This window comes from Kitasatospora sp. NPDC050543 (genome assembly GCF_044457565.1).
Classification (GTDB): domain Bacteria; phylum Actinomycetota; class Actinomycetes; order Streptomycetales; family Streptomycetaceae; genus Kitasatospora.
In genome coordinates this window covers 74116-101110 of record NZ_JBITGZ010000026.1, presented here as the reverse complement: position 1 = coordinate 101110, position 26995 = coordinate 74116, and the positions used below count along the sequence as shown (strand labels likewise).

General features: G+C 75.4%; 24 protein-coding genes, 2 pseudogenes and 1 riboswitch. Of the genes and pseudogenes, 4 read left to right on the top strand and 22 right to left on the bottom strand.

The genetic code is table 11. From position 1 onward, the window contains the following. Positions 1-297 precede the first annotated feature (297 nt). Positions 298-1134, bottom strand: coding sequence for an undecaprenyl-diphosphate phosphatase (locus tag ACIBH3_RS27150; RefSeq protein WP_396314698.1), 837 nt, complete (start codon positions 1132-1134; stop codon positions 298-300). Between the two features lie 463 nt (positions 1135-1597). Then, positions 1598-2230: a TetR/AcrR family transcriptional regulator gene (locus tag ACIBH3_RS27145; protein WP_396314697.1), complete on the bottom strand. Its 633-nt coding sequence runs from the start codon at positions 2228-2230 to the stop codon at positions 1598-1600. A 336-nt stretch (positions 2231-2566) separates the two neighbouring features. Here ACIBH3_RS27145 and ACIBH3_RS27140 point away from each other — a divergent pair, with 336 nt between their 5' ends. Genes ACIBH3_RS27140 through ACIBH3_RS27130 form a run of 3 tightly spaced genes read left to right on the top strand, consistent with a single transcriptional unit; the run spans position 2567 to position 5117 of the window. Next, a complete protein-coding gene (locus tag ACIBH3_RS27140) occupies positions 2567-3322 on the top strand; it encodes an SDR family oxidoreductase (protein WP_396314696.1) in 756 nt (251 codons plus the stop codon). Further along, complete coding sequence (locus tag ACIBH3_RS27135) at positions 3319-4128, top strand: SDR family oxidoreductase (protein WP_396314695.1); 810 nt, start codon at positions 3319-3321, stop codon at positions 4126-4128. Before ACIBH3_RS27140 ends, ACIBH3_RS27135 begins: the two co-directional genes overlap by 4 nt. Continuing rightward, entirely contained in the window at positions 4125-5117 is a 993-nt protein-coding gene (locus ACIBH3_RS27130) for an NADPH:quinone oxidoreductase family protein (protein WP_396314694.1), read from the top strand. Before ACIBH3_RS27135 ends, ACIBH3_RS27130 begins: the two co-directional genes overlap by 4 nt. A 71-nt stretch (positions 5118-5188) precedes the next feature. Here ACIBH3_RS27130 and ACIBH3_RS27125 read toward each other — a convergent pair whose 3' ends face one another. From ACIBH3_RS27125 to ACIBH3_RS27105, 5 genes are all read right to left on the bottom strand, one after another. Continuing rightward, positions 5189-6625, bottom strand: a complete 1437-nt coding sequence (locus ACIBH3_RS27125) for an alpha/beta hydrolase family protein (protein ID WP_396314693.1) — start codon at positions 6623-6625, stop codon at positions 5189-5191. Between the two features lie 132 nt (positions 6626-6757). Further along, complete coding sequence (locus ACIBH3_RS27120) at positions 6758-7888, bottom strand: acyl-CoA dehydrogenase family protein (RefSeq protein ID WP_396314692.1); 1131 nt, start codon at positions 7886-7888, stop codon at positions 6758-6760. Beyond that, positions 7885-9066, bottom strand: a complete 1182-nt coding sequence (locus ACIBH3_RS27115) for an acyl-CoA dehydrogenase family protein (RefSeq protein WP_396314691.1) — start codon at positions 9064-9066, stop codon at positions 7885-7887. Before ACIBH3_RS27115 ends, ACIBH3_RS27120 begins: the two co-directional genes overlap by 4 nt. Then, positions 9063-10304 carry an acyl-CoA dehydrogenase family protein gene (locus ACIBH3_RS27110; protein WP_396314690.1) on the bottom strand — a complete coding sequence of 414 codons (1242 nt, stop codon included), beginning with the start codon at positions 10302-10304 and terminating at the stop codon, positions 9063-9065. The genes ACIBH3_RS27115 and ACIBH3_RS27110 overlap by 4 nt, the downstream gene beginning before the upstream one ends. 1 nt (position 10305) lies before the next feature. Then, positions 10306-11334, bottom strand: a complete 1029-nt coding sequence (locus tag ACIBH3_RS27105) for a phosphotransferase family protein (RefSeq protein WP_396314689.1) — start codon at positions 11332-11334, stop codon at positions 10306-10308. A gap of 329 nt (positions 11335-11663) precedes the next feature. Between ACIBH3_RS27105 and ACIBH3_RS27100 the strand changes: the two genes are divergently transcribed. Beyond that, entirely contained in the window at positions 11664-12773 is a 1110-nt protein-coding gene (locus ACIBH3_RS27100) for a hypothetical protein (protein ID WP_396314688.1), read from the top strand. A gap of 285 nt (positions 12774-13058) precedes the next feature. Here ACIBH3_RS27100 and ACIBH3_RS27095 read toward each other — a convergent pair whose 3' ends face one another. The 15 genes and pseudogenes from ACIBH3_RS27095 to ACIBH3_RS27025 form a co-directional block, all read right to left on the bottom strand. Then, a complete protein-coding gene (locus ACIBH3_RS27095; protein WP_396314687.1) occupies positions 13059-13958 on the bottom strand; it encodes a Gfo/Idh/MocA family protein in 900 nt (299 codons plus the stop codon). Between the two features lie 20 nt (positions 13959-13978). Then, the gene (locus ACIBH3_RS27090) at positions 13979-14647 is read right to left on the bottom strand and encodes an O-methyltransferase (RefSeq protein WP_396314686.1); all 669 of its coding nucleotides are present in this window, start codon (positions 14645-14647) and stop codon (positions 13979-13981) included. Positions 14648-14720: 73 nt separating this feature from the next. Beyond that, positions 14721-15458: a DedA family protein gene (locus ACIBH3_RS27085; RefSeq protein ID WP_396314702.1), complete on the bottom strand. Its 738-nt coding sequence runs from the start codon at positions 15456-15458 to the stop codon at positions 14721-14723. Positions 15459-15672: 214 nt separating this feature from the next. Further along, positions 15673-16548 carry a class I SAM-dependent methyltransferase gene (locus tag ACIBH3_RS27080; RefSeq protein WP_396314685.1) on the bottom strand — a complete coding sequence of 292 codons (876 nt, stop codon included), beginning with the start codon at positions 16546-16548 and terminating at the stop codon, positions 15673-15675. A gap of 146 nt (positions 16549-16694) precedes the next feature. Further along, a complete protein-coding gene (locus ACIBH3_RS27075) occupies positions 16695-17489 on the bottom strand; it encodes a spermidine synthase (protein ID WP_396314701.1) in 795 nt (264 codons plus the stop codon). Positions 17490-17545: 56 nt separating this feature from the next. Beyond that, complete coding sequence (locus ACIBH3_RS27070; protein ID WP_396314684.1) at positions 17546-18511, bottom strand: alpha/beta hydrolase; 966 nt, start codon at positions 18509-18511, stop codon at positions 17546-17548. Between the two features lie 208 nt (positions 18512-18719). Beyond that, positions 18720-19202, bottom strand: coding sequence for a flagellar hook-length control protein FliK (locus ACIBH3_RS27065; RefSeq protein WP_396314683.1), 483 nt, complete (start codon positions 19200-19202; stop codon positions 18720-18722). 111 nt (positions 19203-19313) lie between these two features. Further along, positions 19314-19733 (bottom strand): hypothetical protein, encoded by a 420-nt coding sequence (locus tag ACIBH3_RS27060; protein ID WP_396314682.1) that lies wholly within the window; start codon positions 19731-19733, stop codon positions 19314-19316. Between the two features lie 12 nt (positions 19734-19745). Next, a pseudogene (locus tag ACIBH3_RS27055) lies at positions 19746-19853 on the bottom strand (hypothetical protein); the annotation flags it as partial. Continuing rightward, the gene (locus tag ACIBH3_RS27050; RefSeq protein ID WP_396314681.1) at positions 19853-20374 is read right to left on the bottom strand and encodes a hypothetical protein; all 522 of its coding nucleotides are present in this window, start codon (positions 20372-20374) and stop codon (positions 19853-19855) included. The gene ACIBH3_RS27050 and the pseudogene ACIBH3_RS27055, both read right to left, overlap by 1 nt. A 110-nt stretch (positions 20375-20484) precedes the next feature. Next, positions 20485-20615: riboswitch (cobalamin riboswitch) on the bottom strand. Between the two features lie 95 nt (positions 20616-20710). After that, positions 20711-21538, bottom strand: a pseudogene (locus ACIBH3_RS27045) (ECF transporter S component); the annotation flags it as partial. Continuing rightward, positions 21535-23160: an ABC transporter ATP-binding protein gene (locus tag ACIBH3_RS27040; RefSeq protein ID WP_396314680.1), complete on the bottom strand. Its 1626-nt coding sequence runs from the start codon at positions 23158-23160 to the stop codon at positions 21535-21537. The pseudogene ACIBH3_RS27045 and the gene ACIBH3_RS27040, both read right to left, overlap by 4 nt. Next, the gene (locus ACIBH3_RS27035; RefSeq protein ID WP_396314679.1) at positions 23157-24326 is read right to left on the bottom strand and encodes an energy-coupling factor transporter transmembrane protein EcfT; all 1170 of its coding nucleotides are present in this window, start codon (positions 24324-24326) and stop codon (positions 23157-23159) included. Before ACIBH3_RS27035 ends, ACIBH3_RS27040 begins: the two co-directional genes overlap by 4 nt. Then, a complete protein-coding gene (locus ACIBH3_RS27030) occupies positions 24323-25414 on the bottom strand; it encodes a hypothetical protein (RefSeq protein WP_396314678.1) in 1092 nt (363 codons plus the stop codon). The genes ACIBH3_RS27035 and ACIBH3_RS27030 overlap by 4 nt, the downstream gene beginning before the upstream one ends. Beyond that, positions 25411-26937: a prenyltransferase/squalene oxidase repeat-containing protein gene (locus ACIBH3_RS27025; RefSeq protein ID WP_396314677.1), complete on the bottom strand. Its 1527-nt coding sequence runs from the start codon at positions 26935-26937 to the stop codon at positions 25411-25413. Before ACIBH3_RS27025 ends, ACIBH3_RS27030 begins: the two co-directional genes overlap by 4 nt. Between the last annotated feature and the right edge of the window lie 58 nt (positions 26938-26995).

Below are 26995 nucleotides of genomic sequence, written 5' to 3'. Positions count from 1 at the left end.
CCCCCAACCCCACCCCACCACCAACTACGCAACCCCGTACTCCCCCACCCCCTGTGAGCACCCTCACCCAACCACCACCCCAAATGTCCGAAATGCCCCCCACGGAGAACGCCTCGCCGGTCGGTTCACGGGTCCGGAAGCGCTCCGAATCGTCCCGAAGCACCCGCGCGAGTCCCTCGCCATGCACCTCGGCCACGCAATCGGCCCCCTGCCCCACCCTTGCGGGCGGGACCGGGGGCCGAGAGCAGGAAGAGGGAGAGGGGATGAAGGGAGAGGGGGAGAGCGGCGCGGCGCCGCTCAGGCGTCGACGACGCCCGCGCCCAACAGGCCGAAGAGCAGCACGCCGACCACGATGCGGTAGATGACGAAGGCGTTGAAGGAGTGCTTCGCGACGTACTTCAGCAGCCAGGCGATCGAGGCGTAGGCCACCACGAACGAGACAACGGTGCCCACCGCCAGCGGCAGGAAGCCGACACCGCCGCCCAGGGCGTCCTTGAGCTCGTAGATCCCGGCACCGGTCAGTGCGGGGATGGAGAGGAAGAAGGACAACCGGGTGGCCGCGACCCGGTCGAGGTCACGGATCAGGGCGGTGGACATGGTGGCGCCCGAGCGGGAGAAGCCGGGGAACAGCAGCGCGAGGATCTGCGAGGAGCCGACGATCATGGCGTCCTTGAGTGTGATGTCCGCCTCGCCGCGCCGGTGCCGGCCCATCTGGTCGGCGGCCCACATCACCGCACTGCCCACGATCAGCGAGCCGGCCACCACCCAGAGCGAGGCGAGCGGGCCGTCGATGAGGGGCTTGGCCGCCAGGCCGACGACCACGATCGGGATGGTCGCGTAGATGACCCACCAGGCGAACTTGTAGTCGTGGTTCGCGCGCTGCGCCGGATTGGCCAGACCGCGGCCCCACGCCGTGGCGAAGCGGACGATGTCCTTGAAGAAGTAGACGAGGACCGCAGCGATCGCACCGACCTGGATGACGGCGGTGAAACCGACGACAGCCGGGTCGTCGACGGGGATGTCCATCAGACCCTCGGTGATCTTCAGGTGGCCGGTCGAGGAGATCGGGAGGAACTCCGTCACTCCCTCGACGATGCCGAGAATGACGGCCTGGCCTACACCGATTGCGCTCATCTGCTGTGTCCTCGCGGTGGTCTGGACGGTCGGGAACCCGGACGGTCCTGAATCTGGGCCGCGGGAACGCAGCCCGGCCCGCACGACCGGGCTGATGCCGGTCGCGCGAACGTCTACAGGCTTGTAGATGCTAGGGGATGATCCTTCGGTCCCGACCCCGGGGTCCGACTCGTCCGGCCGAGGCCCGCGCCGACCCCCCACCGGCTCCGCGAGGAGCTCGTGGATCACCCTCGCGATCGAGCGCGAGGGCGGTCACCTGAGGGAGTTCGGCTTCCCCGAGGGCGAACTCTACCGTCGCCCACCGGCCGTCAGACCCGGCACCGATCTGTCGCATGGCCACGGACACGCGACGGCTCCGAAGGCGGAGAAGCCCACGGGCGCACGGCATCAGGACGTCGGAGCACCGGGACACCCGGGTATCAGGCTCCGGCCGTCGAAGGGCGCCGACCCCCGTCAGCCCAGGTCATGGCCGTGCGCCGAGCATCCGCAGCACCAGCTCGCCGTAACGCCGGCCGAGTTCCTGCGGGGTCTCGCTGCTGCGGTCGGTGTACCAACGGGAGACGTCGATACCCAGTGAGGTGACGGCCCGAGCGGCGGTCTTCACCTCGGCGACCTCGAACACGCCCGCCTCGACACCGGCGGCGATGATCCCGCTCACCGTTCGCTCGATGTCCAGGCGGAGCCCGGCGACCACGGTGTAGTCCTCCGGCGGCAGCGCGTGCAGCTCGTAGTTGACCACCCGGCCGACCGTACGGCCCCTGGCGTGCCAGACGGTGAAGTCCTCGACCAGGCGCCGCATCCGCGCCACCGGGTCGTCGCCGCTGTCGGCGGCCGCGCGGACCAGGGCGAGGGTCGCGGCGTGGCCGGCCCGGCTGATCTCGGCGAGCAGCGCGGCCTTGGAGGGGTAGTGGATGTACAGCGCGGCGGGGCTCATCCCGGCGGCGGTGGCGATGTCGCGAGTGGTGGTGGCGTGGTAGCCGCGTTCGGCGAAGGACTCGACGGCCGCCTCCAGCAGCCGGTACGCGGCCTCGGGGCGGGCGTCCGCGCCGGGGGGCGGGGTGGGCCAGAGGTCGGCGATCGGCGTGCTGCTGGTCATGGCGCCATCCTCCCAGAAGGGTCGTGCGGGCTTTTGACCGGCACGACTGCCGGGCTCAGGGGGCATCCGGGCCTCTGCCGAACCCCCGGCGGCGGGGTACGGCGGGTCATTGCGACGGGGGCTTAGACGAGGGCGCCGCAAGGGCTCTGCGGGGCTTCGACGAGGGCTGGGGCAGGGGTTTCGGCGGGGCCGGATTGTTGACAGGGTCCCGCACTCGCACCATGCTAAGCAAGCGCTTAGTCATATCCTCCCGCTCACGGGCAGCACGCCGTGAACCCGCAACCGCCCGGCAGGCGCCGCACTCCCCCCGGCCCGCCGGACGCGAAAGGACCCTCAGTGGTGCACTCGTTCAAGGGCCAGGTGGCCGTCGTCACCGGAGCCAGCCGGGGCATCGGCCTCGGCATCGCACGGGAACTGGTCGCCCGGGGCGCCAAGGTCTGCATCACGGCCCGCAAGCCCGAGCCGCTGGCCCAGGCGGTCCTGGACCTCGGCGGGCCCGAAGTCGCGATCGGCGTAGCCGGTAAGGCCGACGACACCTCGCACCAGGACGAGGCGGTCACCCGGACCATGGAGGCCTTCGGCCGGCTGGACCACCTGGTCAACAACACCGGGATCAACCCCGTCTACGGCCCGGTGCTGGAGACCGACGAGGCGGCCGCCGCCAAGATCCTCGCGGTGAACGTGCTCGCGCCGCTCGCCTGGACCCGCCGGGTGCACGCCGCCTGGATGGGCGAGCACGGCGGCTCGGTGGTCAACGTCGCCTCGATCGCCGGCATCCGCACGTCCGCCGGCATCGGCATGTACGGGGTCAGCAAGGCCGCGCTGATCCGGCTGACCGCCGAGCTGGCCGGCGAGCTGGGCCCGGACATCCGGGTCAACGCCGTCGCCCCCGCAGTGGTCAAGACCAGATTCGCCGAGGCGCTGTACGAGGGCCGCGAGGAGAAGGTCGCCGCCGCGTACCCGCTCGGCCGGCTCGGCGTGCCCGAGGACGTCGCGGGCGCCGTCGCGTTCCTGCTCTCCTCCGACGCGGCCTGGATCACCGGGCAGACGCTGGTCGTCGACGGCGGAGTGACCCTCGGCGGCGGGCTGTGAGCCCCGCCGCGGGCCCGGGTCCCGAGGGGAGCCTCGCCGGGCAGGGCGTGGTGGTCACCGGTGCGGGCCGCGGCATCGGCGCCGCGCTGGCCCGGGCCTTCGCCGCAGCCGGCGCCCGGGTGGTGGTCAACGACCTCGACGCCGAGGCGGCGGCCGCCGTCGCCGAGGAGTGCGGCGGGACGGCCGTACCCGGCGACGCGGCCGGCGAGGCCGGAGTCGAGGCCCTGGTCGGGCGGGCCCGCGCCGTGCTCGGCGAGATCGACGTCTGGTGCGCCAACGCCGGCGTCGCCCCGCTCGGCGGCGCCGACGCGCCCGCCTCGGCCTGGAGCACGGCCTGGGAGGTCAACGTACTGGCCCACGTCCGGGCCGCCGACCGGCTGCTCCCCCGCTGGTTGGAGCGCGGCGGCGGCCGCTTCATCGCCACCGTCTCCGCGGCCGGGCTGCTCACCAGCCTCGGCTCAGCCCCGTACGCGGTCTCCAAGCACGGGGCCCTCGCGTTCGCCGAGTGGCTCTCCGCCACCTACCGGCACCGCGGTCTGCGGGTGCACGCCGTCTGCCCGCAAGGGGTGCGTACCGACATGCTCACCGCCACCGGCGCGATGGGCGAGGCGCTGCTCGCCCCGACCGCGATCGAGGCCGAGGAGGTCGCCACCTCCGTCCTGGCCGCGGTACGGGAGGAGCGCTTCCTGGTACTCCCGCACCCCGAGGTCGCCGACTACTACGCCGTCCGGGCCACCGACCCGGACCGCTGGATCGCCGGGATGAACCGGCTCCAGCAGGGGCTGGAGAGGAAGGGCGAGGCATGAGGGCCTGGCAGGTCGACGAACTGGGCGAGCCTCGCGAGGTGATGCGCCTGCGGGACGGGCTGCCGCTGCCGGCGCCCGGCCCCGGGCAGCTGCTGGTGCGGGTGCGCGCGGCCGCCGTGAACTTCCCCGACGCGCTGATGGTCCGCGGCCAGTACCAGGTGCGTCCGCCGCTGCCCTTCACACCCGGCGTCGAGCTCTGCGGCACCGTCGAACGGACGGGCGCGGAGGTCGGCGGGTGGTCTGCGGGCGAGCGGGTGATCGGCAACCCCGTACTGCCCGGCGGGGCGTTCGCCGAGTACGCGCTGCTGGACGCCGCAGCCGCCTTCCGCGCCCCGCAGGCGCTCGACGACGCCGAGGCCGCCGCCCTGCACATCGGGTACCAGACCGCGTGGTTCGCCCTGCACCGGCGGGCCGCGCTGCGCCCCGGTGAGACCCTGCTGGTGCACGCGGCGGCCGGCGGTGTCGGCAGTGCGGCCGTGCAACTGGGCAGGGCCTCCGGCGCCCGGGTGATCGCGGTGGTCGGCGGCGCCGAGAAGGCGGCGGTGGCGCGGGAGTTGGGCGCCGACCTGGTGGTCGACCGGACGGCCGAGGACTTCGTCACGGTCGTCAAGGAGGCCACCGGCGGGCGCGGCGCGGACGTGGTGTTCGACCCGGTGGGCGGCGACGCCTACACCGGCTCGACCCGCTGCGTCGCCTTCGAGGGGCGGATCGTTGTGGTCGGCTTCGCCGCCGGCCAGATCCCGGCCCCGGCGCTGAACCACGCCCTGGTGAAGAACTACGCCATCCTCGGCCTGCACTGGGGCCTGTACAACACCCACGACCCGCAGGCCGTCCGCGCCACCCACGAGCAGCTGACCGAGCTCGCCGAGCAAGGCGTCGTCCGCCCGCTGGTCAGCGCCCGCCTCCCGCTCGGCGAGGCGGCCGCCGGCGTCCAGCAGGTCGCCGACGGCCGCAGCACTGGCCGGGTGGTGATCCTCCTCGACACCTGACGGGGTGTCGGTGCGGAGTGGGAAGTCGGCCGGTCCGGCTTCCCACTCGGGGCAGCTGTCAGACTGGTGGGTCAGCGGGCGTACTCCATCTCCGGGTATCGTGCCGAGGGCCCGTCCAGCAGGTGGTCGTCGTGGCCGCGCAGCCAGCGGTCGAAGAAGGAGGCGACGTACGCGCGGGTCGCCGTCACCGCGCGCTGCGGCGCCACCGTGCCGATGTCCTCCGTCAGGCGGTCCGCCGCGATCGCGCCCTGTTCGGCGAGCTGCGGGAGCAGCGCCTGGGCGTCGGTGTACGAGCCGTGCTGCGACCCGGTGAGCGTCACATCGGCGTGCCAGCCCCGGGTGTTGCTCCAGAACGCCTGCCAGGACGGCTGGTGGTGGTAGTCGCCGGAGTCCGCGCTCTGGGTGCCCATCAGCAGGAACGGCCGGTCCAGGCCGTCGCGGGCCACGGTGCTCAGGGTGCTGCCGCCGGCGTCGGGGCCGGGGAATTCCAGCTGCCCGTCCAGGTTGATCCCGGCCTTGATCCGGGGGTCGTCGTGCATGGTCTGGGCGGCGGTGAAGCCGCCGGCGGAGTGGCCGGCCATACCGATCCGCCCGAGATCGAGGGCCGTCGGCAGACCGGCAGGCAGACCGCTCGGCGGAGTGCTCGCCGCGGCGGCACCGGCGCGCCCGCCCTTGAGCTCGCCCAGCTGGTCGAGCACGAAGCGGGTGTCCTCCACCCGGGTCCGCATCACCTTGCGCAGCAGCGCGTTGACGTCGAGGTCCGGCTGCTTCGCCAGCTCGGGGAGGACCGACTCCACCAGGTGCCCGTCGGGGTACTGCACCTCGGACGCGTCATAGGGGTGGTCGACGGTGACGACGACGTAGCCGCGCGAGGCCAGGTCCTCGACCAGGCCGGTGTTCCAGGTCCGCGGGTCGCCGAGGCCGGCTGAGTAGAGGATGACGGGCCGGGGGCCGCCGCCGCGCAGCACGGGCGCGCCCTCGCGGGCATGGGTGCGGGTCGCGGACCAGTCGGTGCGGCCCGGCAGCACGTGGTAGTTGAAGACGCCCGCGCCGCGCTCTCCGCCGAAGTGCACCCCGGCCTCCGGCGTCATGTACGCGGCGCGGTCCGCGGGGCCGTTGCCGCGCTCCGCCGGGTACCAGAAGCTGATCATCAGCTCCCGCGTCTGCCCGGGCTGCCACGGGTCCTGCCGGCTGTCGTCGCGCAGCCGGAGCGTGGTGGTGCCGATGGCGTACGGCCCACCGGGCGCGGGCAGGCTCACGACGGCCTGCCGGTCGGCCGTACCGGCCCCCGCCGCGCCCGGCGACGAAGCGGCCGGCCCGGCGGCGGCCGCGTCGAGCGCGGAGCCGAGCACGACGCCCGCCGCGAGGAGGCCGGCGACGAACGCCCGGCCCCGCACCCGACGCGATGGGCGGCTGTCCCCGGGGCGGGGGTGCCGGTTGAGACCGGCGTGGCCCGTGAGGTGGTGGTGGTCCCCGAGGTGGTGGTCCGTGAGGTGGTGGTGGTCCATGAGGTGGCTCTGCTCCTCCCGTCGCCCGCCGCGAGTCGGCGGGCCGCTGACACGGACCCTACGAATCAGGTACGGGCGACGGCGTCATACCCGGGTGCCAACACGCGGCCGGTACCCGGGTATGACGGTGGCTCAGGCCGCCGGGGCGGGCAGCTCCACCAGCGCGGCCAGCGCCTCGCGGTGCCGGCCGGGGGTGCCGAGTGCCAGCTGGTCGGCCTTGGCGCGCTTGAGGTACAGATGAACGGGGTGCTCCCAGGTCATCCCGATGCCGCCGTGCAGTTGCACGGCCTCCTCCGCCGCCCGGACGGCCACCGCGCCGCAGTGCGAGGCGGCGACGGCCACCAGGACGGCGGCGTCGTCGGTCTGCCGGGCCAGCGCGTCCGCGGCCGCCCTGGCCGCCGCCCGCGCCCCGGCGATGTCCAGCCAGAGTTCGGCGAGGCGGTGCTTGAGCGCCTGGAAGGAGCCGACCACCCGGCCGAACTGCCGCCGCTCGCGCAGGTGGGAGACGGTGGTGTCCAGGCACCACTGCGCGACGCCCAGCTGTTCGGAGGCCAGCAGGCCGGCGCCGGTGAGCAGCGCCCGGCGCAGCACGTCCGCCGCCCGGTCGGGGCCGGCCAGCAGCCGCCCTGGGGCGCCGTTCAGCGCCAGGTCGGCGAGCGGGCGGGTGAGGTCCAGGGCGACGCGTGGCCGCACCGTCACCCGTGCCGTGTCGACGGCGTACAGGCCCGGGCCGTCCGGCCCCCGGGCCGGGACGATCAGCAGATCGGCCGCCCGGGCGTCGGCGACCGAGGTGACGGTACCGGTCAGCTCCCCCGCGGCACCGGCCCGGACGCCGCCGGGGAACGGCCCGTACGGCGAGTTCGAGAAGGGGACGGCGAGCGCGGCGGTGCGCTCGCCGGCGGCGAGCGGGCCGAGCTCCTCGGCGCCGGTGGCCAGCAGCACGCTGGTGGCCAGGACCGCACTGGTGAGGTAGGGCGTCGGGGCGCAGGCCCGGCCCAGTTCCTCCAGGACGACCGCGCTCTCGCGCAGTGAGGCGCCGGCGCCGCCGAGTGCCTCGGGCACCTGGAGGCCGGCGGCCCCGATCTCGCGGGCCAGCGCCCGCCACAGGGCCGGGTTGTAGGGCTCGGGCCCCTCGCAGCGGGCCGGCAGGGCCTGCGGCGGGCAGTGACCGGCGAGGGCGGCCCGGACGGCGGAGCGCAGGTCCTGCTCCGCCTGGGAGTAGAGCAGGTCCTGGTCCGGCTGGAGCACGTCGGGGTCGGTCATCGGGACAGCTCCTTCCATGGCACGTCCTTGTCCGTGCGTGGCTCGGCGGGCAGGCCGAGGACGCGCTCGGCGATGATGTTGCGCAGGATCTCGGAGCTGCCGCCCTCGATCGAGTTGCCCTTGGCGCGCAGGTAGCGGTAGCCGGCGTCGCGGCCGGTGAAGTCGACCAGGTCCGGGCGGACCATCGTCCAGTCCCCGTAGCCCAGGCCCTCCTCGCCGAGCAACTCGACCTCCAGGCCGCTGAGTTCCTGGGCGAGCCGGGCGAAGGCGAGCTTGGCGGCAGCGCCCTCGGGGCCGGGCTGGCCGGCGGCCAGCTGCTGGCCGAGTCGCTCGCCGGTCAGCCGCAGCACCTCGGCGTCCACCCAGCCGGCCAGCAGTCGCTGGTGCAGTTCGTGGGTGCGCAGGTCGGGGCGTTCGCGCCAGATCCGGGCGAGGATGCCGATCATCCCGCCCTCGCGCGGGGTGCGCCGGCCGCCGATGGCCACGCGCTCGTTGTTGAGGGTGGTCTGGGCGATCGTCCAGCCCTGGCCGACGGCGCCCAGGCGGTGGGCGTCGGGGATGCGGACGCCGGTGAGGAAGACCTCGTTGAACTCGGCCTCGCCGGTGAGCTGGCGCAGCGGCCTGACCTCGACGCCGGGGTCGCTCATGTCGCAGAGAAAGTAGCTGATGCCCTGGTGCTTGGGTACGTCCGGGTCGGTGCGGGCGAGCAGGATGGCCCAGCGGGCGACGTGGGCGCTGGAGGTCCACACCTTCTGCCCGGTGACCACCCAGTGGTCGCCCTCGCGGACGGCGCGGGTGGCGAGCGCGGCGAGATCGGAGCCCGCGCCGGGTTCGCTGAACAGCTGGCACCACACCTCCTCCCCGGTCCAGAGCGGGCGCAGGAAGCGGGCCTTCTGCTCGTCGGTGCCGTAGCGCAGGATGGTGGGGGCGGCCATGCCGAGGCCGATGCCGATCCGGCGGGGGTCGTTGTCGGGGGCCGCCGCGGCGGCGAGCCTGGCGTCGACCCGGGCCTGGAGGGAGCGCGGTGCGCCGAGGCCGCCGAGGCCGGGTGGGAAGTGCACCCAGGCGAGGCCGGCGTCGAAGCGGGCCCGCAGGAAGTCCAGCGGTGCGGTGCCGGCCGGGTCGTGGGCGGCGAGCAACTCGTCGACCAGGATGTCGAGTTCCCGGGTGCTAGTCATCGGGCGCCGCCCGCGTACCGCTTGAGCTCGCGCCGGGCGAGCGAGCGCTTGTGCACCTCGTCGGGGCCGTCGGCCAGGCGCAGCGTGCGGTTGCCGGCCCAGAGTTGGGCGAGTGGGGTGTCCTGGCTGACGCCGGCCGCGCCGTGCGCCTGGATGGCCTTGTCCAGGATCCACTCCACGGCCGTCGGGGTTGCGATCTTGATGGCCTGGATCTCGGTGTGTGCGCCGCGGTTGCCGACGGTGTCCATCAGCCAGGCGGTCTTGAGCACCAGCAGCCTCAACTGCTCGATCCGCACCCGGGATTCGGCGATCCAGTCCTGTACCACGCCCTGCTCGGCGAGCGGGCGCCCGAAGGCGACACGGTCCAGGGCGCGGCGGCACATCAGCTCCAGCGCCCGCTCGGCGATGCCGATGGCGCGCATGCAGTGGTGGATCCGGCCGGGGCCCAGGCGTGCCTGGGCGATGGCGAAGCCGGAGCCCTCCTCGCCGATCAGGTTGGCCGCGGGCACGCGGACGTCCTGGAAGAGCACCTCGGCGTGGCCGCCGTGGTCGGCGTCGTCGTAGCCGAAGACCCGCATGCCGCGCCTGACGCTCACTCCGGGGGTGTCGCGGGGCACCAGGATCATGCTCTGCTGCCGGTGCGGCGCGGCGTCGGGGTCGGTCTTGCCCATCACGATGAAGATCTTGCAGTCGGGGTTCATCGCGCCGGTGATGTACCACTTGCGGCCGTTGACGAGGTACTCCTCGCCGTGCCGCTCGATCCGGGTGGCGATGTTGGCGGCGTCGGAGGAGGCGACCTCGGGCTCGGTCATCGCGAAAGCGGAGCGGATCTCGCCGTTCAGCAGGGGCTCCAGCCACTGCTTGCGCTGGTCGGCGTCGGCGAACTGGGCGAGCAGTTCCATGTTGCCGGTGTCGGGGGCGGCGCAGTTGAGCGCCGGCGGGGCCAACTGCGGGCTGCGGCCGGTGATCTCGGCGAGCGGGGCGTACTGGAGGTTGGTCAGGCCGGGGCCGCCCTCCCCCGGCCGGCTGTGCGCGTCCTGGAAGAACAGATTCCACAGCCCGCGCCGGCGTGCCTCGGCCTGGAGCTGCGCGACCACCGGCGGCACCGCCCAGGGCTGGCGGGCCGGGTCTGCGAGCTGCGCCTCCAGGACGGCTTCGGCGGGGTACACGTGCTCGTCCATGAAGGCGAGCAGCCGTTCGCGCAGTTCGAGCGTCCGGGCGTCGTAGGAGAAGTCCATGTCAGCGCTCCTTGAGGGAGGTGAGGCCGTGTCCGACCAGGATCGGTGCCATCTCGCCGGCCTTCTCGAAGCCGGCGCCGAGGGTGCGGCCCTGCCGGTAGCGGAAGTGGATGCCCTCGGCGACGACGGCGAGCTTGAACGAGGCGAAGGCGACGTACCAGCCGAGGTCGGCGACCTCGCGCCCGGAGCGCCCGGTGTATCGGGCGAGGAGTTCGCCCGCGGCGGGGAACCCCTCGGCGGTGGGCGCGGCGGGGATGATGCCACCGCCGGCGCCGGCGAGTTCGGTGTACATCACGAGCAGTCCGAGGTCGGTGAACGGGTCACCGAGGGTGGACATCTCCCAGTCGAGTACGGCGGTGATCCGGTCCCCGTCGTCGACGAGGACGTTGTCCAGCCGGTAGTCGCCGTGGACCAGGGTGGGCGCCGGCGAGGCGGGCAGCCGCTCGGTGAGCAGGCCGTGCAGTTCGTCGATGCCGGGCAGCTCGCGGCTGCGCGAGGCCGCGAGCTGGGTGCTCCAGCGGCGCAGCTGGCGCTCCAGGAAGCCCTCGGGGCGGCCGAAGTCGGCGAGGCCCACGGCGACCGGCTCGATGTCGTGCAGCCGGGCCAGGGTGTCGGCCAGGCCCAGGCCCAGCGCGTGCACCCGGTCGGGGCCGAGGGCGGCGAGAGCGGTGGGGTCGCGGTGCGCGACGCCGGGTACGTACTCCATCAGGTACCAGGGGGCGCCGAGCACCTCGGGGTCCTGGACGAGCAGCAGGGTGTCGGGGACGGGCACCGGGGTGTCGCGCAGGGCGCTCATCACCCGGTACTCGCGGCCCATGTCGTGGGCGGTGGCGAGCACGTGGCCGAGCGGGGGCCGGCGCAGGACCCAGCTCTGGACGCCGTCGGAGAGGACGTAGGTGAGGTTGGAGCGGCCGCCCTCGATCAGCTCGGCCCGGAGCGGGCCCTTGACGGTACCGGGCAGCTCGCGGTCCAGATGGGCGCGCAGCCGCGCCAGGTCCAGGCCGGGCGGGTCGGCGGTGGTGTCGGGCATCGGCTCACTCCGGGGCTCGGTGTCGGGGGTCGGTGTCGGGGGTTGGTCGGGGTTGGGTCGGTGTCCGGGTCGGCTAGGCGTCGGGATCGGTCAGCGGGCCGAGGTCGGGCTCGGTGCCGCACCCGGCCGGTGACTAAGCGCTTGCTTAGCATTCAGCCGATGGGCCCGGCTGTCAACGCCCGCCCCCGCGACCGGCGGCCGCGTCGCCCCCGGAACGCCGCCGAGCGCCACCGCCACGCCGCCGCCGAGCAACCACCTGGCCGCCACCCGCGCCGCCCTGTCGGCCCCCGATCATCACCGGGCCGCCCGCCGACCTGGACAATGACGCCATGAGGTTGATCTACACCCTGCTCGGCGTGGCGCTCCTGCTGCTCACCATCGCCAGCATCCTGCGCACCCTGGTGGTGCCGCGCGGCCTGTACACCGGCCTGGTCTACCGGCTCTGGGCGGTGCTGCGCCTGCTGCTGCGGCTCGCCGCCGGGCCCCGCGGTGCGTACCGCGCGCAGGACCGCGCCCAGACCTGGCTCGCGCCACTGATCCTGATCGGCATGCTCGGGGCGTGGCTCGCCTCGATGCTGCTGGCGTACACGCTGCTGATGCACGGCACGTCCGAGCTGGCCTGGCGGGTGTCCTTCCGGGAGGCCGGATCGAGCCTGTTCACCCTGGGATTCGCCAGCGGGGACCGGCTGAACCTGTCCGCGCTGGACTTCCTCGCCGCCGCCAGCGGCCCGCTGGTCATCGCGCTGCAGATCGCCTACCTGCCGACCCTGTACGCCGCCTACAACCGCCGCGAGGTGGAGGTGACGCTGCTGCAGTCCCGGGCCGGCGAGCCCGCCTGGGGCCCGGAGCTGCTGGCCCGGCAGTCCCTGGTGGACACCGAGAAGGCGCTGCCCCAGCTGTACCAGAGCTGGGAGCGGCTGGCCGCGGACCTCGGCGAGAGCCACTCCACCTACCCGGTGCTGCTCTCCTTCCGCTCCCCGCAGCCCAACCGCAGCTGGGTGGTCGGCCTGGTCTCGGTGCTGGACGCCGCCGCGCTGCACCTCGCGATCAGCCCGCGCTCGGCCCCGCCGGAGGCCCGGCTGGTGCTGCGCGCCGGGTTCACCGCGATGCGCGACATCGCGCGCTCGCTGCGCATCGACTTCGACCCCGACCCGCACCCGGAGAGCCCGATCCGCCTCACCTACACGGAGTTCGACGCGGCGGTGGCCATGGTCGCCGCCGCCGGCTTCCCCAAGGAGCGGTCGGTGCAGGAGGCCTGGCCGCACTTCAAGGGCTGGCGGGTCAACTACGAGGCACTGGCGTACGAGCTTGCCCGCCGCACCGACGCCGTACCCGCGCTGTGGACCGGCCCGCGCGACTTCACGGCGGCCCCCATCCCACCGCGCCGCCCGGCGGACCGCCGGCCGGACGGCGTCGGCGGAGGCAGCGGCACCCGCTGACCGGACGGCCGCAGCGGCCGCTACCCGTGGCGCGGGTACCGGCCGGGGCGGGTACCGGTCACAGCCCCCACAGGCCTTGCCCAGGGTGGTCAGCCCGCTGCCCAGGGCGAGCAGCAGCACCAGCCGCCTGGCGGGCCGCTCCGGCACCCGGGCGGCCAGCACCCGGCCGATCCCCGCGCCGGCCCCGATGCCCGCCACGACCAGCGGCCAGGCCTGCGCGGCCAGCTGCGGCACGCCCTCCCGGCGGGTGACCGCAATCACCGGCCAGGCTGTCACACCGCCCGCTCAGACCTCCACCGGCCCGCCGTCCGCCAGCGACCGCTCGGCCCCGGCGAGGATCTCCACCACGCGCAGACCGAAGGCCGCGTCGCAGGGGTGCGCCTGCCCCGTGTCCGCCGACCGGAGCAGCGCGTCGACGGCCCGGTGCAGTGCCCGCACCGGGCCCTCACCGCGCTCCGGCAGCTGGACGACCCCGGCGCTGCCGCGCAGCTCCATGCACGTCCCGCCGGCCTCGGCGGGCGCGGTCAGGCTGAGCGCCAGCGTGCTGGAGGCGCCGCCCGCGTGGCGCAGCACCAGATGCACGGTGTCCCTGGGTCCGCGGACGGCCGTCACCTGGACCGCGTCGCCGAGCACCGGCAGCAGCAGGGACAGCGCGTGCGGGCCGACGTCCCACAGCGCGCCCTTGTCCGCCCGCCAGGGCGAGGCCGCGTACGGGCTGGTGCTGCCGGCGGCGAACACCGAGCCGAGCCAGTCCGAGCGGCCGGTGAACCAGCCGCCGGTGGCCGCCTGCTTCTCGATCCAGGGCATCTGCTCGCCGCCGAAGCGCACGGTGAAGAAGACCACCGAGGCCAGGCCGTGCCGCTCGACGGCCTCCGCCACGCGTCGCGCGTCCGGGACGGTGAGGGCGACCGGCTTGTCCAGCAGCAGGTGGCAGTCGGCCTGCGCCGCGCGCACCGCGAGGTCCGCCTGGACGGTGGGCGGCAGCGCGATGGACACCGCGTCCACGTCGGCGAGCAGCTGGTCCAGGTCGGCGTACGGCCGTGCGCCGTGCGCCCGGGCGAGGGTCTCGGACGCCTCGGGGCGCCGGCCCCAGACGCCGGCGAACTCGATCCCGGGGTGCTCGGCGAGGACGGGCGCGTGCACCCGCTCCGCCCAGGGCCCGGTGCCCAGCAGTCCGATCCGCACGTGCCACTCCCTCCGGTGGTTCAGCCCTGTACGCGGGCCAGCGTGAATCCGTCGTAGCCCTTGGTGCCGACCGTCTGGACGGAGGTCGCCGACACCCGGGGGTCGGCGGCGATCAGGTCGTGCAGCCGGCGGGTGCCGATCACGGAGGGGTCGGTGCTGTCCGCGTCGGCGACCACGCCGCCGCGCACCACGTTGTCCACGATGATGAGCGTGCCCGGGCGGGAGAGCCTCAGCGCCCGGGCGAAGTAGTCCGGGTTGCCGGGCTTGTCGGCGTCGATGAAGACCAGGTCGAAGGGTGCGGCGCCCTCGCGCTCCAGCGCGGCGAGGGAGTCCGCCGCGCGGCCGAGCCTGACCTCGGCGACCTGCTCCAGGCCGGCGGCCTTGAGGTTGCGGCGGGCGACCTCGGCGTGGGCGGGGTCGATCTCCAGGGTGATCAGCCGTCCGTCGGCGGGCAGCGCCCGGGCCAGCCAGATCGCGCTGTAGCCGCCGAGGGTGCCGACCTCCAGGATGCGGCGGGCGCCCTGGGCGAGCGCCAACAGGTGAAGCAGCTTGCCCTGGTTGGGGGCGACCGCGATCGGGGGAAGTCCGGCGGCCGCCGAGGCGGCGAGCGCGCCCTCCAGCACCGGGTCGTGGCCGACCAGCGTGTCCGAGAAGTACGCGTCCACCGCGTCCCACTGCTGCTGGCTCACAGGGCCCTCCACGTGCTGCGACGTCACCGCCGGGGGTACGCCCCGATGCTACAACGGCGCCCCTGCCGGGCCGTCAGTCCGTCGCGGGCGCGGCGAGTGTCGTGGCGGGCCCGCCGCCCGGCGCGGTGGTGTCCGCAGCGGTGGTGTCCGCAGCGCCGTCCGCGATGGCGGTCTCCGCGGTCGCGGCGGCCTTCTCGGCGTCGATCTCGGCCTTGACCTTCGCGGCCCGGCGCTTCATCAGCCAGGCCATCAGCGCGCCGCCGAGCACCGCCACGATCAGACCGATCCAGGAGAAGCTCTTCAGCCACTTCTCGGCGACCTTGCCGACCTGGTACACCAGCAGCGTGGTACCGCCCGCCCAGATGACCCCGCCCAGCACGTTGGCGATCAGGAACTTCCAGTACGGCATCCGCAGGGCGCCCGCCAGCGGCCCGGCGAAGATCCGCAGCAGGGCGACGAAGCGGCCGAAGAACACCGCCCACATGCCCCACTTCTGGAACGCCCGCTCGGCCGTCTCCAGGTGCTCGGGCCCGAAGTGCCTGGGGAACTTCCGGCCGAGCTTGTCGAACAGCGGCTTGCCGCCCTTGCGCCCGATGGAGTAGCCGATCGAGTCACCGATGATCGCGCCGAGGATGGCGCAGAGCGCGATCCACTCGGGGCGGACCACTCCCTGCGCCGCGAGCAGCGCGGCCGTGACGAGCGCGATCTCGCCGGGCAGCGGGATGCCCAGGCTCTCCAGCCCGATGATCAGACCGATGAGGGCGTACACCGAGCCCGGTGGGACGCTCTCGATCCAGGCGTCAACGTGCAGCAAAGCCGGTACCTCCGTGGCAGGACGAGACGGCGGTCTCGACGATCCGAATAGCGGTGGGGCCGCTCCCCCCGTCAGGGCAGCCTAATCCCCCGGGCCGCCCGGCGGCGCCGTCAGCCCAGGTGTGAAACGCCTCGGAGGGCTTTCCGGTTCCTTGAAGATCCTTTGACTTCCGCTTGCCCCGCGCGGAGCCGCCACCCGGCGCTGCGCCGCCCTACCGCCGGGTGCCGAAGCGCAGGGCCACCACCGACGGACGCCTGGCCGAGAGCACCGGCAGCCGGCCGGCGACCGGCAACAGCCGGCGCAGCACTCCCCGGCCGCCCACCGGGTACACGTCGCGGATCTCGGTGATCGCCGGGTGCGCGGTGGCCAGCTTGTGCTGCTCGTCGGCGTCCATGCCGAAGGGCATCGGCGGGGCCTGGTAGTGCCGGTCGCGCATCTTGCCCCGGACGGTCAGCCGGCTGAACCAGCGCGGTACGGAGTCGAAGACGAACGTCGCACCGGGGAAGCGCTCGGCGCAGGCGGCGATCAGCTCGCGCACCTCGGCCGGGCGCAGGTACATCAGCAGGCCCTCGGCGGTGATCAGCAGGCCGCGGGCCGGGTCCACCTCGTCCATCCAGCGCGGGTCGGTCGCGGAGCAGGCCACCGAACGCCGGCGCGGGTCGGGCGGCAGCAGCCGCTCGCGCAGCGCCACCGACTCCGGCAGGTCGACGCCCAGCCACCGGGCGCGGCCGTTGTCCACCCGCCAGAACTGCGTCTCCAGCCCCTCGCCCAGGCAGACCACGGTGCCGCGCGGATCACGGGCCAGGAAGTCCGCCACCTCGCGGTCGAAGCAGGCCGCCCGCAGCGCCTGGAGCTGCGCCGAGAGACCGCCGCCGGGGCCGAAGCGCTCCTCGAACGGGAAGTCGAGCCGGTCCACCAGTTCGACGGCCATCGGGTCGGAGAGCACCGAGTCGGGGCGGCGGGCCTCGACGGCGCGGTGGTAGAGGGTCCAGAGCGCGGTCTCGGGGACGGCGTCCAGCTCGGCTCTGACCGGCATGCCGTCGGGCGGGACGGCCGGGGCGGAGGAGGACGGGCGATCGGCAGTCATGGTCGTGCGCTCCTTCGGAGGGGGCTCGATCGGAGAGGGCTCGATCGGGGCTGGCCGGACCCGCCGATTCTGGCACCACGGGTACCGGGCTCCCGCACCCGGCACCCCGACGCGCCGACGAACCGTCAGCCGTCAGCCGTCAGCCGTCAGCCGATGCTGAACGCGCCGTCCGGCGGTGGCGGCGACGGCCGGGCCTCGGAGTCCAGGACGGGGGCGGTGCGGCCGACCAGCTCCGCCAGCGCGTGCGCGTCGCACAGCCGGGCCGGGAAGGGATCACCGGCCAGGCTGCGGCTCAGCTCCTCGACGGGCAGCGGCCGGTCCGAGCCGATCAGCAGGATGTTGCCGTAGCGCCGGCCGCGCAGCACCGAGGGCTCGGCCACCAGGCAGGTCTGCGGGAAGACGGCGCGCAGCGTCGCCGCCTGCGCGCGGGCGAAGTCCAGCGGCGGGCCGTCGGCCAGGTTGGCGGCGTAGCAGCCGCCGGGGCGCAGCGCGGCCGCGGCCAGCCGCAGGAACTCCACCGAGGTGAGGTGCGCCGGGGTCCGCGAGCCGTGGAAGACGTCCGCGATCACCAGGTCCGCCGAGCCGGGCGGCGCGGCGGCCAGCGCCTCGCGGGCGTCGCCGGGGGCGGCGGTGATGTCGGCGCCGGGGCCGTGCCACGGCAGCTGCTCCTCGATGAGGGTGAGCAGCGGGCCGTCGATGTCCACCACCTGCTGGCGCGATCCCGGCCGGGTGGCGGCCAGGTAGCGCGGCAGGGTGAGGGCCCCGCCGCCCAGGTGCAGGGCGTCCAGTGGCTCCCCGGCGGGGGCCAGCGTGTCGACCAGATGGCCGAGCCGCCGGACGTACTCGAACTCCAGGTGGGTGGGCTCGGCGAGGTCGACGTAGGACTGCGGGGTGTCGTCCAGGGTGAGCAGCCAGCCGCCCTCGCGGTCGAGGTCGGGCATCAGCTTGGCCGTGCCGAGCGCCACCCGCCGCTGGACGGGCAGCGGATCCGCCGGGCTCACTTCGGCACCGGCAGGTACGCGGTGAGCCAGCGGTCGAGTTCGGTGAAGAGCTGCTCGCGCGCGGATTCTCCGGACAGCACGAGGTCGTGCATGCCGCCCTCGATCCGGACGGTGGTGACGTGGCCGCCCAGCCGGGGGCCGAGCGCGGCGATGTCGTCGGCGCGCAGGACGGCGTCGGCGTGGTGGAGCGCGGCCTGCCACTTGCTGGTCGCGACGGAGGCCGTGGAGGCCATCAGCAGCACCGGGCAGTCGATCGCCAGGCCGCGCCGGACCTGCCGCTGGCCGCGGTCGATGGCGGCGAGCCAGCCGGCGTACAGCGGGAAGCCCTCGGCGGGCTTGAGGGCGAGGTCGAAGTCCCAGGCGCCGCGGTGGTCGCGGTGCAGGCTGTGCACGTAGTGCGGGTTGAGGGTGGAGGGCAGCTTGCGGGTCGCGGACACGCGCGCGAGGGCCTGCACGGCGGGCGCGCTCAGGGCGCGGACGGGGGCGGCGGCCGGCATGGAGAGGAAGGGGCTGTTGAGGAACAGCGCGTCGACCAGGCCGCGCCCGGCGCGGCGGTCGGCCCAGAGCGCGGTGACCAGACCGCCGGTGGAGTGACCGTTGACCAGCAGCTGCTGGTGGCCGTCGACCTCGCGGATGATCCGGACCGCCTCGTCCAGCTCCTCGTCGTACGCGCGGAGGTCGCGGATGAAGTTCGGCGAGTGGTGCGGACGCAGCGAGCGGCCGTACTTGCGCAGGTCGAGCGCGTAGAAGGAGTACCCGAGGCCGACGAAGTGGTCGGCGAGGTGGGTCTGGAAGAAGTAGTCCACGTAGCCGTGCACATAGAGCACGGCGCGCCTGGGCCCACCGGTGTCGGGGGCGAGCCTGCGGACCAGGGTCGCGCTGACGGCGCCCTCCTCGTCGGCGGCGAGCGGCAGTTCGGCGGCCTCGTAGGGGGCGCCCAGGATGTCTGTTCGGAACTCCACGGCCCGACTGTACTGGCTGGTACGCCCCTTCGCCGCCGCACCACGGACGGTGACGATGTGACGTCAGCGATAGTCGCGGCGGGCGGGGCCGTGGGGTGCCCGTCCGGGCCCCGCACGCGCTGCTCGCGTGCGGGGCCCGGACGGACGGCTCGGGTCACCGGGCCGCTCGGGTCGGCGGGCGGCTCGGGTCAGCGGGCGGGCACGCCGGTCAGGGGGCGGTGATGCCCGGCTGGGCGCCCGCGCCGAAGGCCCAGCCCTCGACATCGCCCGGGGCGGGGTCGTGGCTGCCCGCCCCGAAGGTGCTGTAGGACCAGGCGCCACCGTGCGCGGCGTGCCAGTACGACCAGTAGGCGGTGGCCGGGGCGCCGTTGCACGGGTTGGGCAGGGCGTTGATCCGGCACACCATGCCGGGGAAGCGCGGGTGGAAGGCGTAGCCGAAGCCGGCGCCGGTGAGGGCCGCGAGGCCGGTGGCGGGGTCGCCGGGGGCGCAGCCGGTCTGGATGCCACCGCCGAGGGCGGTGAAGTCGACGACGACGGTGACGCCGGAGGTGCCGGTGCAGGCGGCGGCCTGGGCGGCGGGCGCCGTGGTGACGGCGGTGCCGAGCAGACCGGCGGTCAGGGCGGCAGCGGCGGCGGCCGAGCCGAGGGTGCGGCGCAGCGGGCGGCGCGTCGGGGTGCGGGTGTCTCTCACGGGTGGGCCTTTCGGTGAGGTCGCTCGGGCGCGGGGCTGCGCAGGGGTCGGGCAGGCGGCGCGGGTGGTACGGGTAGTACGGGTAGTACGGGTAGTACGGCTGCCGGGTGGTCAGCTGCCGTTGGGGCAGGCGAGGGCCGGGGCGGCGGGGCGGGAACCGTGGGCGGTCAGCTCGGCGAGGCCCGTGCCGGCCAGGCCGAGCACCGCCTGGGTGGTGGCCCGGGGCGCGGTGGCCGCGTTGAAGCCGGTGCCGTCGTACGCGACCGCGCCGCGGTCGGCGGGCGCGGCGGCGCAGCCGAGCTGGAGCTTGGTGAGGTAGCTCCAGGCCTTGAGGCCCGCGCCGAGGCGCCCGGCGGAGAGCAGGGCCTGCGCGGCGAGCCCGGTGCTGTTGGCGTTGGCGGTGGCGGCCCCGGTGGCCGCGAAGCCGCCGTCGGCGCCCTGGTGGGCCGTCAGCCAGCCGAGGCCGGCCTGGGCCTTGGCCTGACGGCCGGTGGCGGCCAGCGCCTGGGCGGCGAGGGCGGTGGCGTCCACGTCGGAGGTGCAGGTCGGCTGGCCGAAGGAGAGCGGGTAGCCGCCGTCGGGGCACTGGCTGGCGGCGAGGAAGTCGGCGGCCTCGGCGGGGGCGCCGCCCGGGGTGCGGTCGAGGGCTATCAGGGCGAGGGACTGGCCGAAGGAGTTGCTGTAGTCGCCCCACTGGGAGCGGTCGGAGAAGCGTCCGCCGGTGCTCTGCAGGGAGCGCAGCCGGGCGGGGAGGTCGACCCCGCCGAAGGTGGTCGGGTCGCTGCCGCGGACCTCGGCGGCGAGCAGGAGCTTGGCCGTGGCGCCGGCGTACGCCTCGGTGGTGCCGTCGCCGAGGTAGCCGGTGAGGACTCCGGCTTGGCGAGCCAGGTGGTGGCCTTGGTGGCGTACTGGTCGCCGGTGCGGGAGGCGGCGAGGGCCAGCACGGCGTCGACGGTGAGGCCCTGGTCGGGGTAGGTCACACCGTTGAAGGTGGCCTCGAAGTGCTCGCCGTCGACGAGCTGGCGGGCGAGCCAGCCGGCGGCCGCGGCGTCGGGGCGGTGGGTGGTGGCGTCGGCGCCTGCGGGCGCGGCCTGCGCGGTGGCGGCGGGCAGCAGCGCGGTCAGGGCCAGGGCGGCGGCGAGCAGGGTGGTGGTCCGGTGACGGACGGGCATGGTGGGCCTCTCCGGGCCCGTGGCACAGCGCGCCCGGGCTGCCCCTGGCGGCCGGCAGCGCCGTGGGGAGATGCCCGGGGGCTCCGACCCGCGGACCGCGACGGGATTGGGGGAACCGCTACTCCGGCGATGGGCATTCGGGCTCGCCGCCGACCTGGGTCGGTGGTCCTACCGTTGCGGGTCAGCGCCGGATTTGGACCGGACTTCCCCCATTGTCGGATTCGTCATCATTTGTGACGCTTCATCATCCCGTTCGACCGGCGGACCGTCAAGTCCCTTGCCGTGGGCGGGAACCGGTACCACCGCGGGCTCGGGGGACGCCGTCCGCAGGATGCGGATCGGCGCTCCGAAGGCGGCCCGGTCCATGGCCCGGCGCAGGGCCTGGAGCAGCCTGGGGCCGGCCAGCAGGACGAGCGAGGCGTTGAGCACACCGCGCGGGAGGTCCCAGCCGAGCGAGGTGGTGGCGTAGAAGGCCGCGTACCGGTGCAGGTTGCCGAGCGGCCCGGCCTGCGGGTCGTAGGCGACCGCCGAGGCCGGGTCGATGCTGAGCGGCCAGAACCACAGGTTCATCACGATCCCGTAGCCGAAGCCCGCCACGACCGCGTAGCCGGCGAGCATCGCGACCTCCCGGCGCCCGCTCACCCGCCGGGGCAGCAGGCCCGCGCCCAGGCCCACCCAGGAGGCGGTGAGCATCTGGAACGGCAGCCAGGGGCCGATGCCGGAGGTGAGCAGCGCGGAGGCGAACATGGCGGTGCTGCCGAGCGCGAAGCCGAACGCCGGGCCCATCACCCGCCCGCCCAGGATGAAGATGACGAACATCGGCTCCAGCCCGGCGGTGCCCGCGCCCAGCGGGCGCAGCGCCGCGCCCACGGCGGCCAGTACGCCGAGCAGGGCGACGGCCTTGGCGTCGGCGGCGCCGTCCAGCAGTGCGGTGAGGACCACCGCGAGGACCAGCACGGTGAGGGCGGCGAACAGCCAGGGCGCGTCGCCCTCGTGTGCCACCTTGGAGTCACGGTCGGCCAGGAAGGGCCAGCCGAAGCCCGCGATGCCGACCAGGGTGGCGAGCAGCAGCGCGAGGACCGAGCGCGGGCCGAGCCGGGGAAGGTCCGGGGTACTGGCCGCCAGGTGCAGCCGGTGCGCGGGGTGGTCGGTCGGGGCGCTCATGTGCGCTCTCCCTCCAGGCCGGGCAGTACGGCGCGGACCTCGTCGACGGTGAGCAGCTCCGCGGGGGCCAGGATCTTGGCGGTCTGCGGTGCGAAGGCGGGTGAGGCGGCCAGCGCCGGGGCGGTGTCCTCATCGGTGACCAGCTCGCCGTCGGCGAGCACGGCCACCCGGTCGGCGGCCGCGGCGGCGAGTTCCACGTCGTGGGTGACGAGCAGCACGGCGTGGCCCTGCGCCGCGAGGTCGCGCAGCAGCCGGGTCGTCCGGCGCTTGGCCGGGTAGTCCAGCCCCCGGGTCGGCTCGTCGAGCAGCAGCAGACCGGGGCGACGGGCCAGCAGCACGGCCAGCGCCAGGGCGAGGCGCTGCCCGCTGGACAGGGCCCGGGGGTGGGCCGCCGGGTCGATGCCCGGTACGAGGCGCTCCAGCAGGGCCGCGGTGGTGCCCCGGGTGGCGCCGGCCTCGCGGTCGGCGGCGGAGCACTCGTGGTCGACCCGGTCGGCGAGCAGCAGGTCGCCCGGGTCGGCGGGCACCATGCCCACCAGGGTGGCGGCCTGACGGCGCCGCAGCTCGGCGGGCTCCAGTCCGCCGACGCTGACGGTGCCGCCGCTCGGGCGGTGCAGTCCGGCCAGGCAGGCCAGCAGGGTCGACTTGCCCGCGCCGTTGCGCCCCATCAGGGCGGTGATCCGGCCGGCGTGCAGGGTCAGGTCCACGCCGCGCAGCGCGGGCACCGGGCCGTGGTGCGCGACCAGGCCCCGCACCACCGCAACCGGCTCCCCGGCGGGGGCGGCCGGCCGGCGGACGGGGGCGGCGGCACGCAGCGGGTGACCGGCGGCGCGGCGGCGGGCATCGCGGACACTGAGTGCGACGGGCTGCCAGCCGAGCAACCGGGAGAGCTCCACGACGGGCGGAGCCACCGGCGCATCGGCCAGGACGTCGGCGGGCGCGCCGTAGCGCACCGGCCGCCCGCAGCCCGGGACCAGCAGCGCGCTGTCGGCGTACTGGGCGATCCGCTCCAGCCGGTGTTCGGCGAGCAGCACCGTGGTGCCGAGGTCGTGCACCAGCCGGGTGAGCGCGGCGAGCACCTCCTCGGCGGCCGGCGGGTCGAGCGCACTGGTGGGCTCGTCCAGCACCAGCAGGCTCGGCTGGGCGGCGAACGCGGCCGCGAGCGCGACGCGTTGCTGCTGCCCGGCGGAGAGCGCGGTGAGCGGGCGCGAGCGCAACTCGGCGAGCCCGAGCAGGTCGAGGGTCTCCTCGACCCGGCGGCGCATCACCTCGGGCCGGAACGCCAGGCACTCCAGGCCGTAGGCGATCTCCTCCTCGACGGTGTCCGCGACGAAGGCGTCGGCCGGGCGCTGCGGCACCACGCCGACGGCGTCGGCGAGCTCGCGCGGCGGATGGTCGGCGGTGTCCCGCCCGGCGGAGCGGACCCGGCCGTACAGGGTGCCGCCGGTGGAGTGCGGCACCGCGCCGTTGACGGTGCGCAGCAGGGTGGACTTGCCGCTGCCGGTGGCGCCGAGCACCAGGCACAACTCGCCCTCGGGCACGGCGAGATCGATATCGGCGAGGACGGGGGCGGTGGCCCGCGGGTAGCTGAACGAGACCTGCTCCCAGTGGACGGCGTTCACGGCTGCTTCCTCGCTGGGGTCGGCTGGTGGTCGCTCTCGTCGGGCGGCGGCGGGGTGAGGTGGGCGGGCAGGAGGGCGAGCACGATGCCGGCCACCGCGAGCGGCGGCAGGCCCGGGAGCTGAAGGCTCCACGGGTCGGGTGTCAGGCCCGCGTCCGGTCCGCCGAGCGTCCCGGTGAGGAGGAAGCAGGCCGCAGCGGCGATGCCGCTCAGCGCGGTGAGCCACTCGGGGGCCACGAACGGGTCGGGCCGGTAGCGGGTACGGCGTACCGCGCTGCCGCCCAGGCGCATCCCGGCCACGCAGCCGACCAGGCCGAGTACCAGCAGCACCGGGCCGGCGCCGCCGGTGGTCACCGTGCCGAGCCGGCCGGCCGGGATGGTGGTGGAGGAGTCGAGCAGCCCGTACAGGCCGACCACGACGGCCGTCAGACCGCCGAGCAGCAGCAGGTGCACGGCGGCGCGGCGGCGGGCGGGCACGGCCTCGCGGCGCCCGTAGCCCCGTGCGTCCAGGGCGGCGGCGGTGACCAGCGAGCGGTCCAGGGCCTCCTCCAGGACGGGCACGACGATCGACAGCAGGCCGCGGAGCCCCTTCACCGGCAGCGCCCGCAGCCGACGGGCCCGCCGCACCCGGGCCACCGCGGTGACCAGCTGGGGTGCGGCGCTCAGCGCCACCGTCACGGCGACGCCGAGTTCGTGCAGGGCGCGGGGCAGCGCGCGCAGCAGCCGCGCGGGGCTGGCCAGGGCGTTGGCGGCGCCGAAGCAGAGCAGCATGACCGCCAGCTTCGCGCCGTCACCGAACGCGCCGTACGCCGCCTCGGCGGTGATCGGGCCGCCGAGCTTGACGCCGGCCATCCAGCCGGGCAGTGGGATCTCCGGCAGGTCGAGCAGCACGGTGGCACCGCCGGAGCCGACCAGCAGCGACTGCAGCACCACCCGCAGCACCACGATCGTCACCGCCAGCCGCAGGAACACTCCGTACGCCCGGGCCCAGGGCGCGGCGGTGCGGCGGGAGGCGACCACATAGCCGGCCGCGGCGGCCAGCAGGACCAGCAGCAGCACGTTGGTGGTGCGTCCGGCCGCGGCGGCGAGCCCCAGGGCCCACACCCACCAGGCGACGGGGTGCAGCTGACGGGGCAGCAGCAGCCGGGCGACGCCGGGCAGGCTCACCGGGCGCCGCCCGGGGAGCGGCCCCGGTTACGGGCGCGGTGGTAGGCGGCCACCCCGAGGGCGCAGGCCGCGGCCAGGCCCAGCGCCACCGGCCACCAGGACGAGCCGGCCGGACGGTTCACTTCGAGTGCCTGGGAGCCACCGTCGCCCGGTGGGGCCGGTACGGGCTGGGAGGCCTGCGCGGTCGGCTCGGCCGGTTCGGACGGGGTGGGGGCGCCGGTGCCGGACGCCGTCGGATCGGCGGTGGGCGAGGCGCCGGCGGACTCGCTCGCCGTCGGCGGCCCGCTCGCGGCGGAGGCGTCGGGCGCCGGCGCGTCCTGCTGGGCGGGCTGCCCCGAGGGCTCGGCTGGCACGGGCTCGGGTGCGGTGCCGGGGGCGGAGGTGCCCCGGGTGGGCCGCGCGGGCCGGCCCGGGGCCGGGCCGCCGGTGCCGCCTGCCGTACCGGTGCCGCCGGTGGTGGTGGATCCGCCGGAGCCCGCGCCGGCGGTGCCACCACCGCCGGGCTGCGGGGGCTCACCGGCCGGCGGGGGGTCACCCGGGCCCGGCGGCGGCGTGGCAGGACCGCCGCCCGTCCCGGGCGGGGGCGTGGCGGGGGCGGTGGAGGGCGCCGGGGCGGGCGGCAGGGCCGAGCGGGGCTGCGGCGGCCCGGGGCTCCCCCCGCTCTGCCACACCCAGGCGTCGATGCTGCCGCGCGGCGGCGTGCGGTTGCCCACGCCCAGGTCGCTGAACACCCACTCGCTGGTCCCCGGCAACATGTACCAGTACGACCAGTACGTCTCCAGGGTGACGGCTCCGCAGCCGTTGCGCGGCGCGCCGTCGAGCGCGCAGACGAAGCCGCCCGCGTACGGGCCCGTCCCCAACCGCACCGCGAAGCCGGCCTGTTGGAGTGCCTGGATGCCGGTGCGCGGCGAGTCCGAGCAGCCCGTACGGGACTGGTAGCCCGGGTTGTCGGCCACCGCCCGGGTCTCGACCACGACCAGCACACCGTCACAGCCCTCGGCCGCCGACGCCGGCCGGGCGGCCGGCCCGGCCAGGGTGGCGCCGAGCGCCGCGAGCGCCGCCAGCGCGGCGCCACCCCGGCGGATCATCGCTCCGAGCCCTGGGTCCGACGGCGGCGGGCGTACCCTGCGCAGGCTCCGCCGGCCAGCAGCAGGGCGGTGGCGGCCGCCGCCACCGGCAGCGGCGAGGAGCCGGTCGAGGCGAGCGGGCCGCTGATACCCGTCGCGGTGACGGCGTAGTCCGTGCCCGAGTAGCCGGTACCACCGAGGTCGCCCGCGCCACCGGCGCCGCCGTTGCCCACGCTCAGGCCGCGCGGAGCGGGGCGCGAGGTGGTCGCGGACGGTACGGGCGTGCCGGTCACGGTGGGCACGCCGGGGGTGGGCGTGCCAGGGGCGGTGGTCGCCGTCGCCGGCGCGGAGGGGCCGGCAGTCGGGGTGGCCGAGGCCGTCGCCGAGGCCGAGGCCGTCGCAGTGGCCGTGGCGGTCGCCGAGGCCGTCGCAGTGGCCGTGGCGGTCGCGGACGCGGTCGCGGTGGCGGTCGGTGACGGGCTCGGTGCGGCGCAGCCGAGCGTCGGCAGGCCGATTGCGGCGCCGGCGCCGTCCACCGCGGCGAGCGGGACACCGGCGAGCGCGGGGATCGCCTGCGCGGTCGCCCGCAGCGTCGCGCCGTCCACCAGGGGCTTCTGGTAGCCGATCGCGCCCCGGTCCTCCGCCTTGCCCGTGCAGCCGATCTGCTGGGCGAGCAGCCAGGCCGCGCCCTTGTCGGCGGCGCCGGCGTGGCCGCCGGCCCGCAGCGCCTGGGTGGCCAGCGCGGTCGAGTTGGTGTTGGAGGCGGCCGTCGGGCCGGAGCCGCCGAAGCCGCCGTCCGGAGCCTGCCGGCTCTCCAGCCAGCCGAGGGCCTTCTCCGCCTCGGCCTTCCGGCCGACGGCCAGCAGCGCCTGGGCGACGATGCCGGTGCCGTCCGCGTCGGAGCCGCAGTTGGCGGGCCTGTCGGGGAAGGCGACCGGGAAGCCGCCGTCGGCGCACTGGCTGGCGAGCAGGAAGTCCACCGCCGGCTGCGGGACGGCCTGCGCGCCGCGGCGCTCCAGCGCGAGCAGCGCGAGGGACTGCGAGAAGGTGTTGGAGTAGTCGGAGACCTCCTCGCCGCCGAAGGTGAAGTGGTCGGTGTAGCGGCCGTTCGGCTGGAGGCGGCCGGCGAGCGTGGCGAGCAGGTCGAGCTGTCCGAACGCGGCCGGGTCGCGGTGCTGGGTCTCGGCGACCAGGGCGAGCTTGGCGGCGGAGCCGGCGCTCACGTCTCCCGGGGTGTCACCCGTGATGTACGAGGAGGCGTTGGCGGCGAGCCAGTCGGTGGCCGCGGCGCTCTCGCCCTTCCCGGCGCCGACGGCGGACAGGGCCAGCACCAGGTCGGCGGTGAGGCCGAAGTCCGGCCCGAACGGGCTCTCCACGTGGGTGCCGCCGGTGAGTTGACGGCCCGCCCAGCCGGCTGCCGCAGAGGCGGCGTCGGCCGGCACGGCGGTGGACGGCAGGGCGGAGGCCGGTGCCGTGGGCACGGCGACGGCGGCCGCCGCGGCGGCGACCAGCAGGGCGGCGGCGATGTGGGATGTTCTGCGCACGGGAACTCCTGGGGGCGTCTCCTGGACGCACCCCGGCGGTGACGCGCACGGCCTGGCG

What these genes read in the sequence shown, in the direction of transcription:
- ACIBH3_RS27150 (WP_396314698.1), bottom strand. Translation starts at nt 1,134, where the DNA reads ATGAGCGCAATCGGTGTAGGCCAGGCCGTCATTCTCGGCATCGTCGAG.
- ACIBH3_RS27145 (WP_396314697.1), bottom strand. Translation starts at nt 2,230, where the DNA reads ATGACCAGCAGCACGCCGATCGCCGACCTCTGGCCCACCCCGCCCCCC.
- ACIBH3_RS27130 (WP_396314694.1), top strand. Translation starts at nt 4,125, where the DNA reads ATGAGGGCCTGGCAGGTCGACGAACTGGGCGAGCCTCGCGAGGTGATG.
- ACIBH3_RS27125 (WP_396314693.1), bottom strand. Translation starts at nt 6,625, where the DNA reads ATGGACCACCACCACCTCACGGACCACCACCTCGGGGACCACCACCAC.
- ACIBH3_RS27120 (WP_396314692.1), bottom strand. Translation starts at nt 7,888, where the DNA reads ATGACCGACCCCGACGTGCTCCAGCCGGACCAGGACCTGCTCTACTCC.
- ACIBH3_RS27115 (WP_396314691.1), bottom strand. Translation starts at nt 9,066, where the DNA reads ATGACTAGCACCCGGGAACTCGACATCCTGGTCGACGAGTTGCTCGCC.
- ACIBH3_RS27110 (WP_396314690.1), bottom strand. Translation starts at nt 10,304, where the DNA reads ATGGACTTCTCCTACGACGCCCGGACGCTCGAACTGCGCGAACGGCTG.
- ACIBH3_RS27105 (WP_396314689.1), bottom strand. Translation starts at nt 11,334, where the DNA reads ATGCCCGACACCACCGCCGACCCGCCCGGCCTGGACCTGGCGCGGCTG.
- ACIBH3_RS27100 (WP_396314688.1), top strand. Translation starts at nt 11,664, where the DNA reads ATGAGGTTGATCTACACCCTGCTCGGCGTGGCGCTCCTGCTGCTCACC.
- ACIBH3_RS27080 (WP_396314685.1), bottom strand. Translation starts at nt 16,548, where the DNA reads ATGACTGCCGATCGCCCGTCCTCCTCCGCCCCGGCCGTCCCGCCCGAC.
- ACIBH3_RS27075 (WP_396314701.1), bottom strand. Translation starts at nt 17,489, where the DNA reads ATGCCCGACCTCGACCGCGAGGGCGGCTGGCTGCTCACCCTGGACGAC.
- ACIBH3_RS27050 (WP_396314681.1), bottom strand. Translation starts at nt 20,374, where the DNA reads ATGCCCGTCCGTCACCGGACCACCACCCTGCTCGCCGCCGCCCTGGCC.
- ACIBH3_RS27030 (WP_396314678.1), bottom strand. Translation starts at nt 25,414, where the DNA reads ATGATCCGCCGGGGTGGCGCCGCGCTGGCGGCGCTCGCGGCGCTCGGC.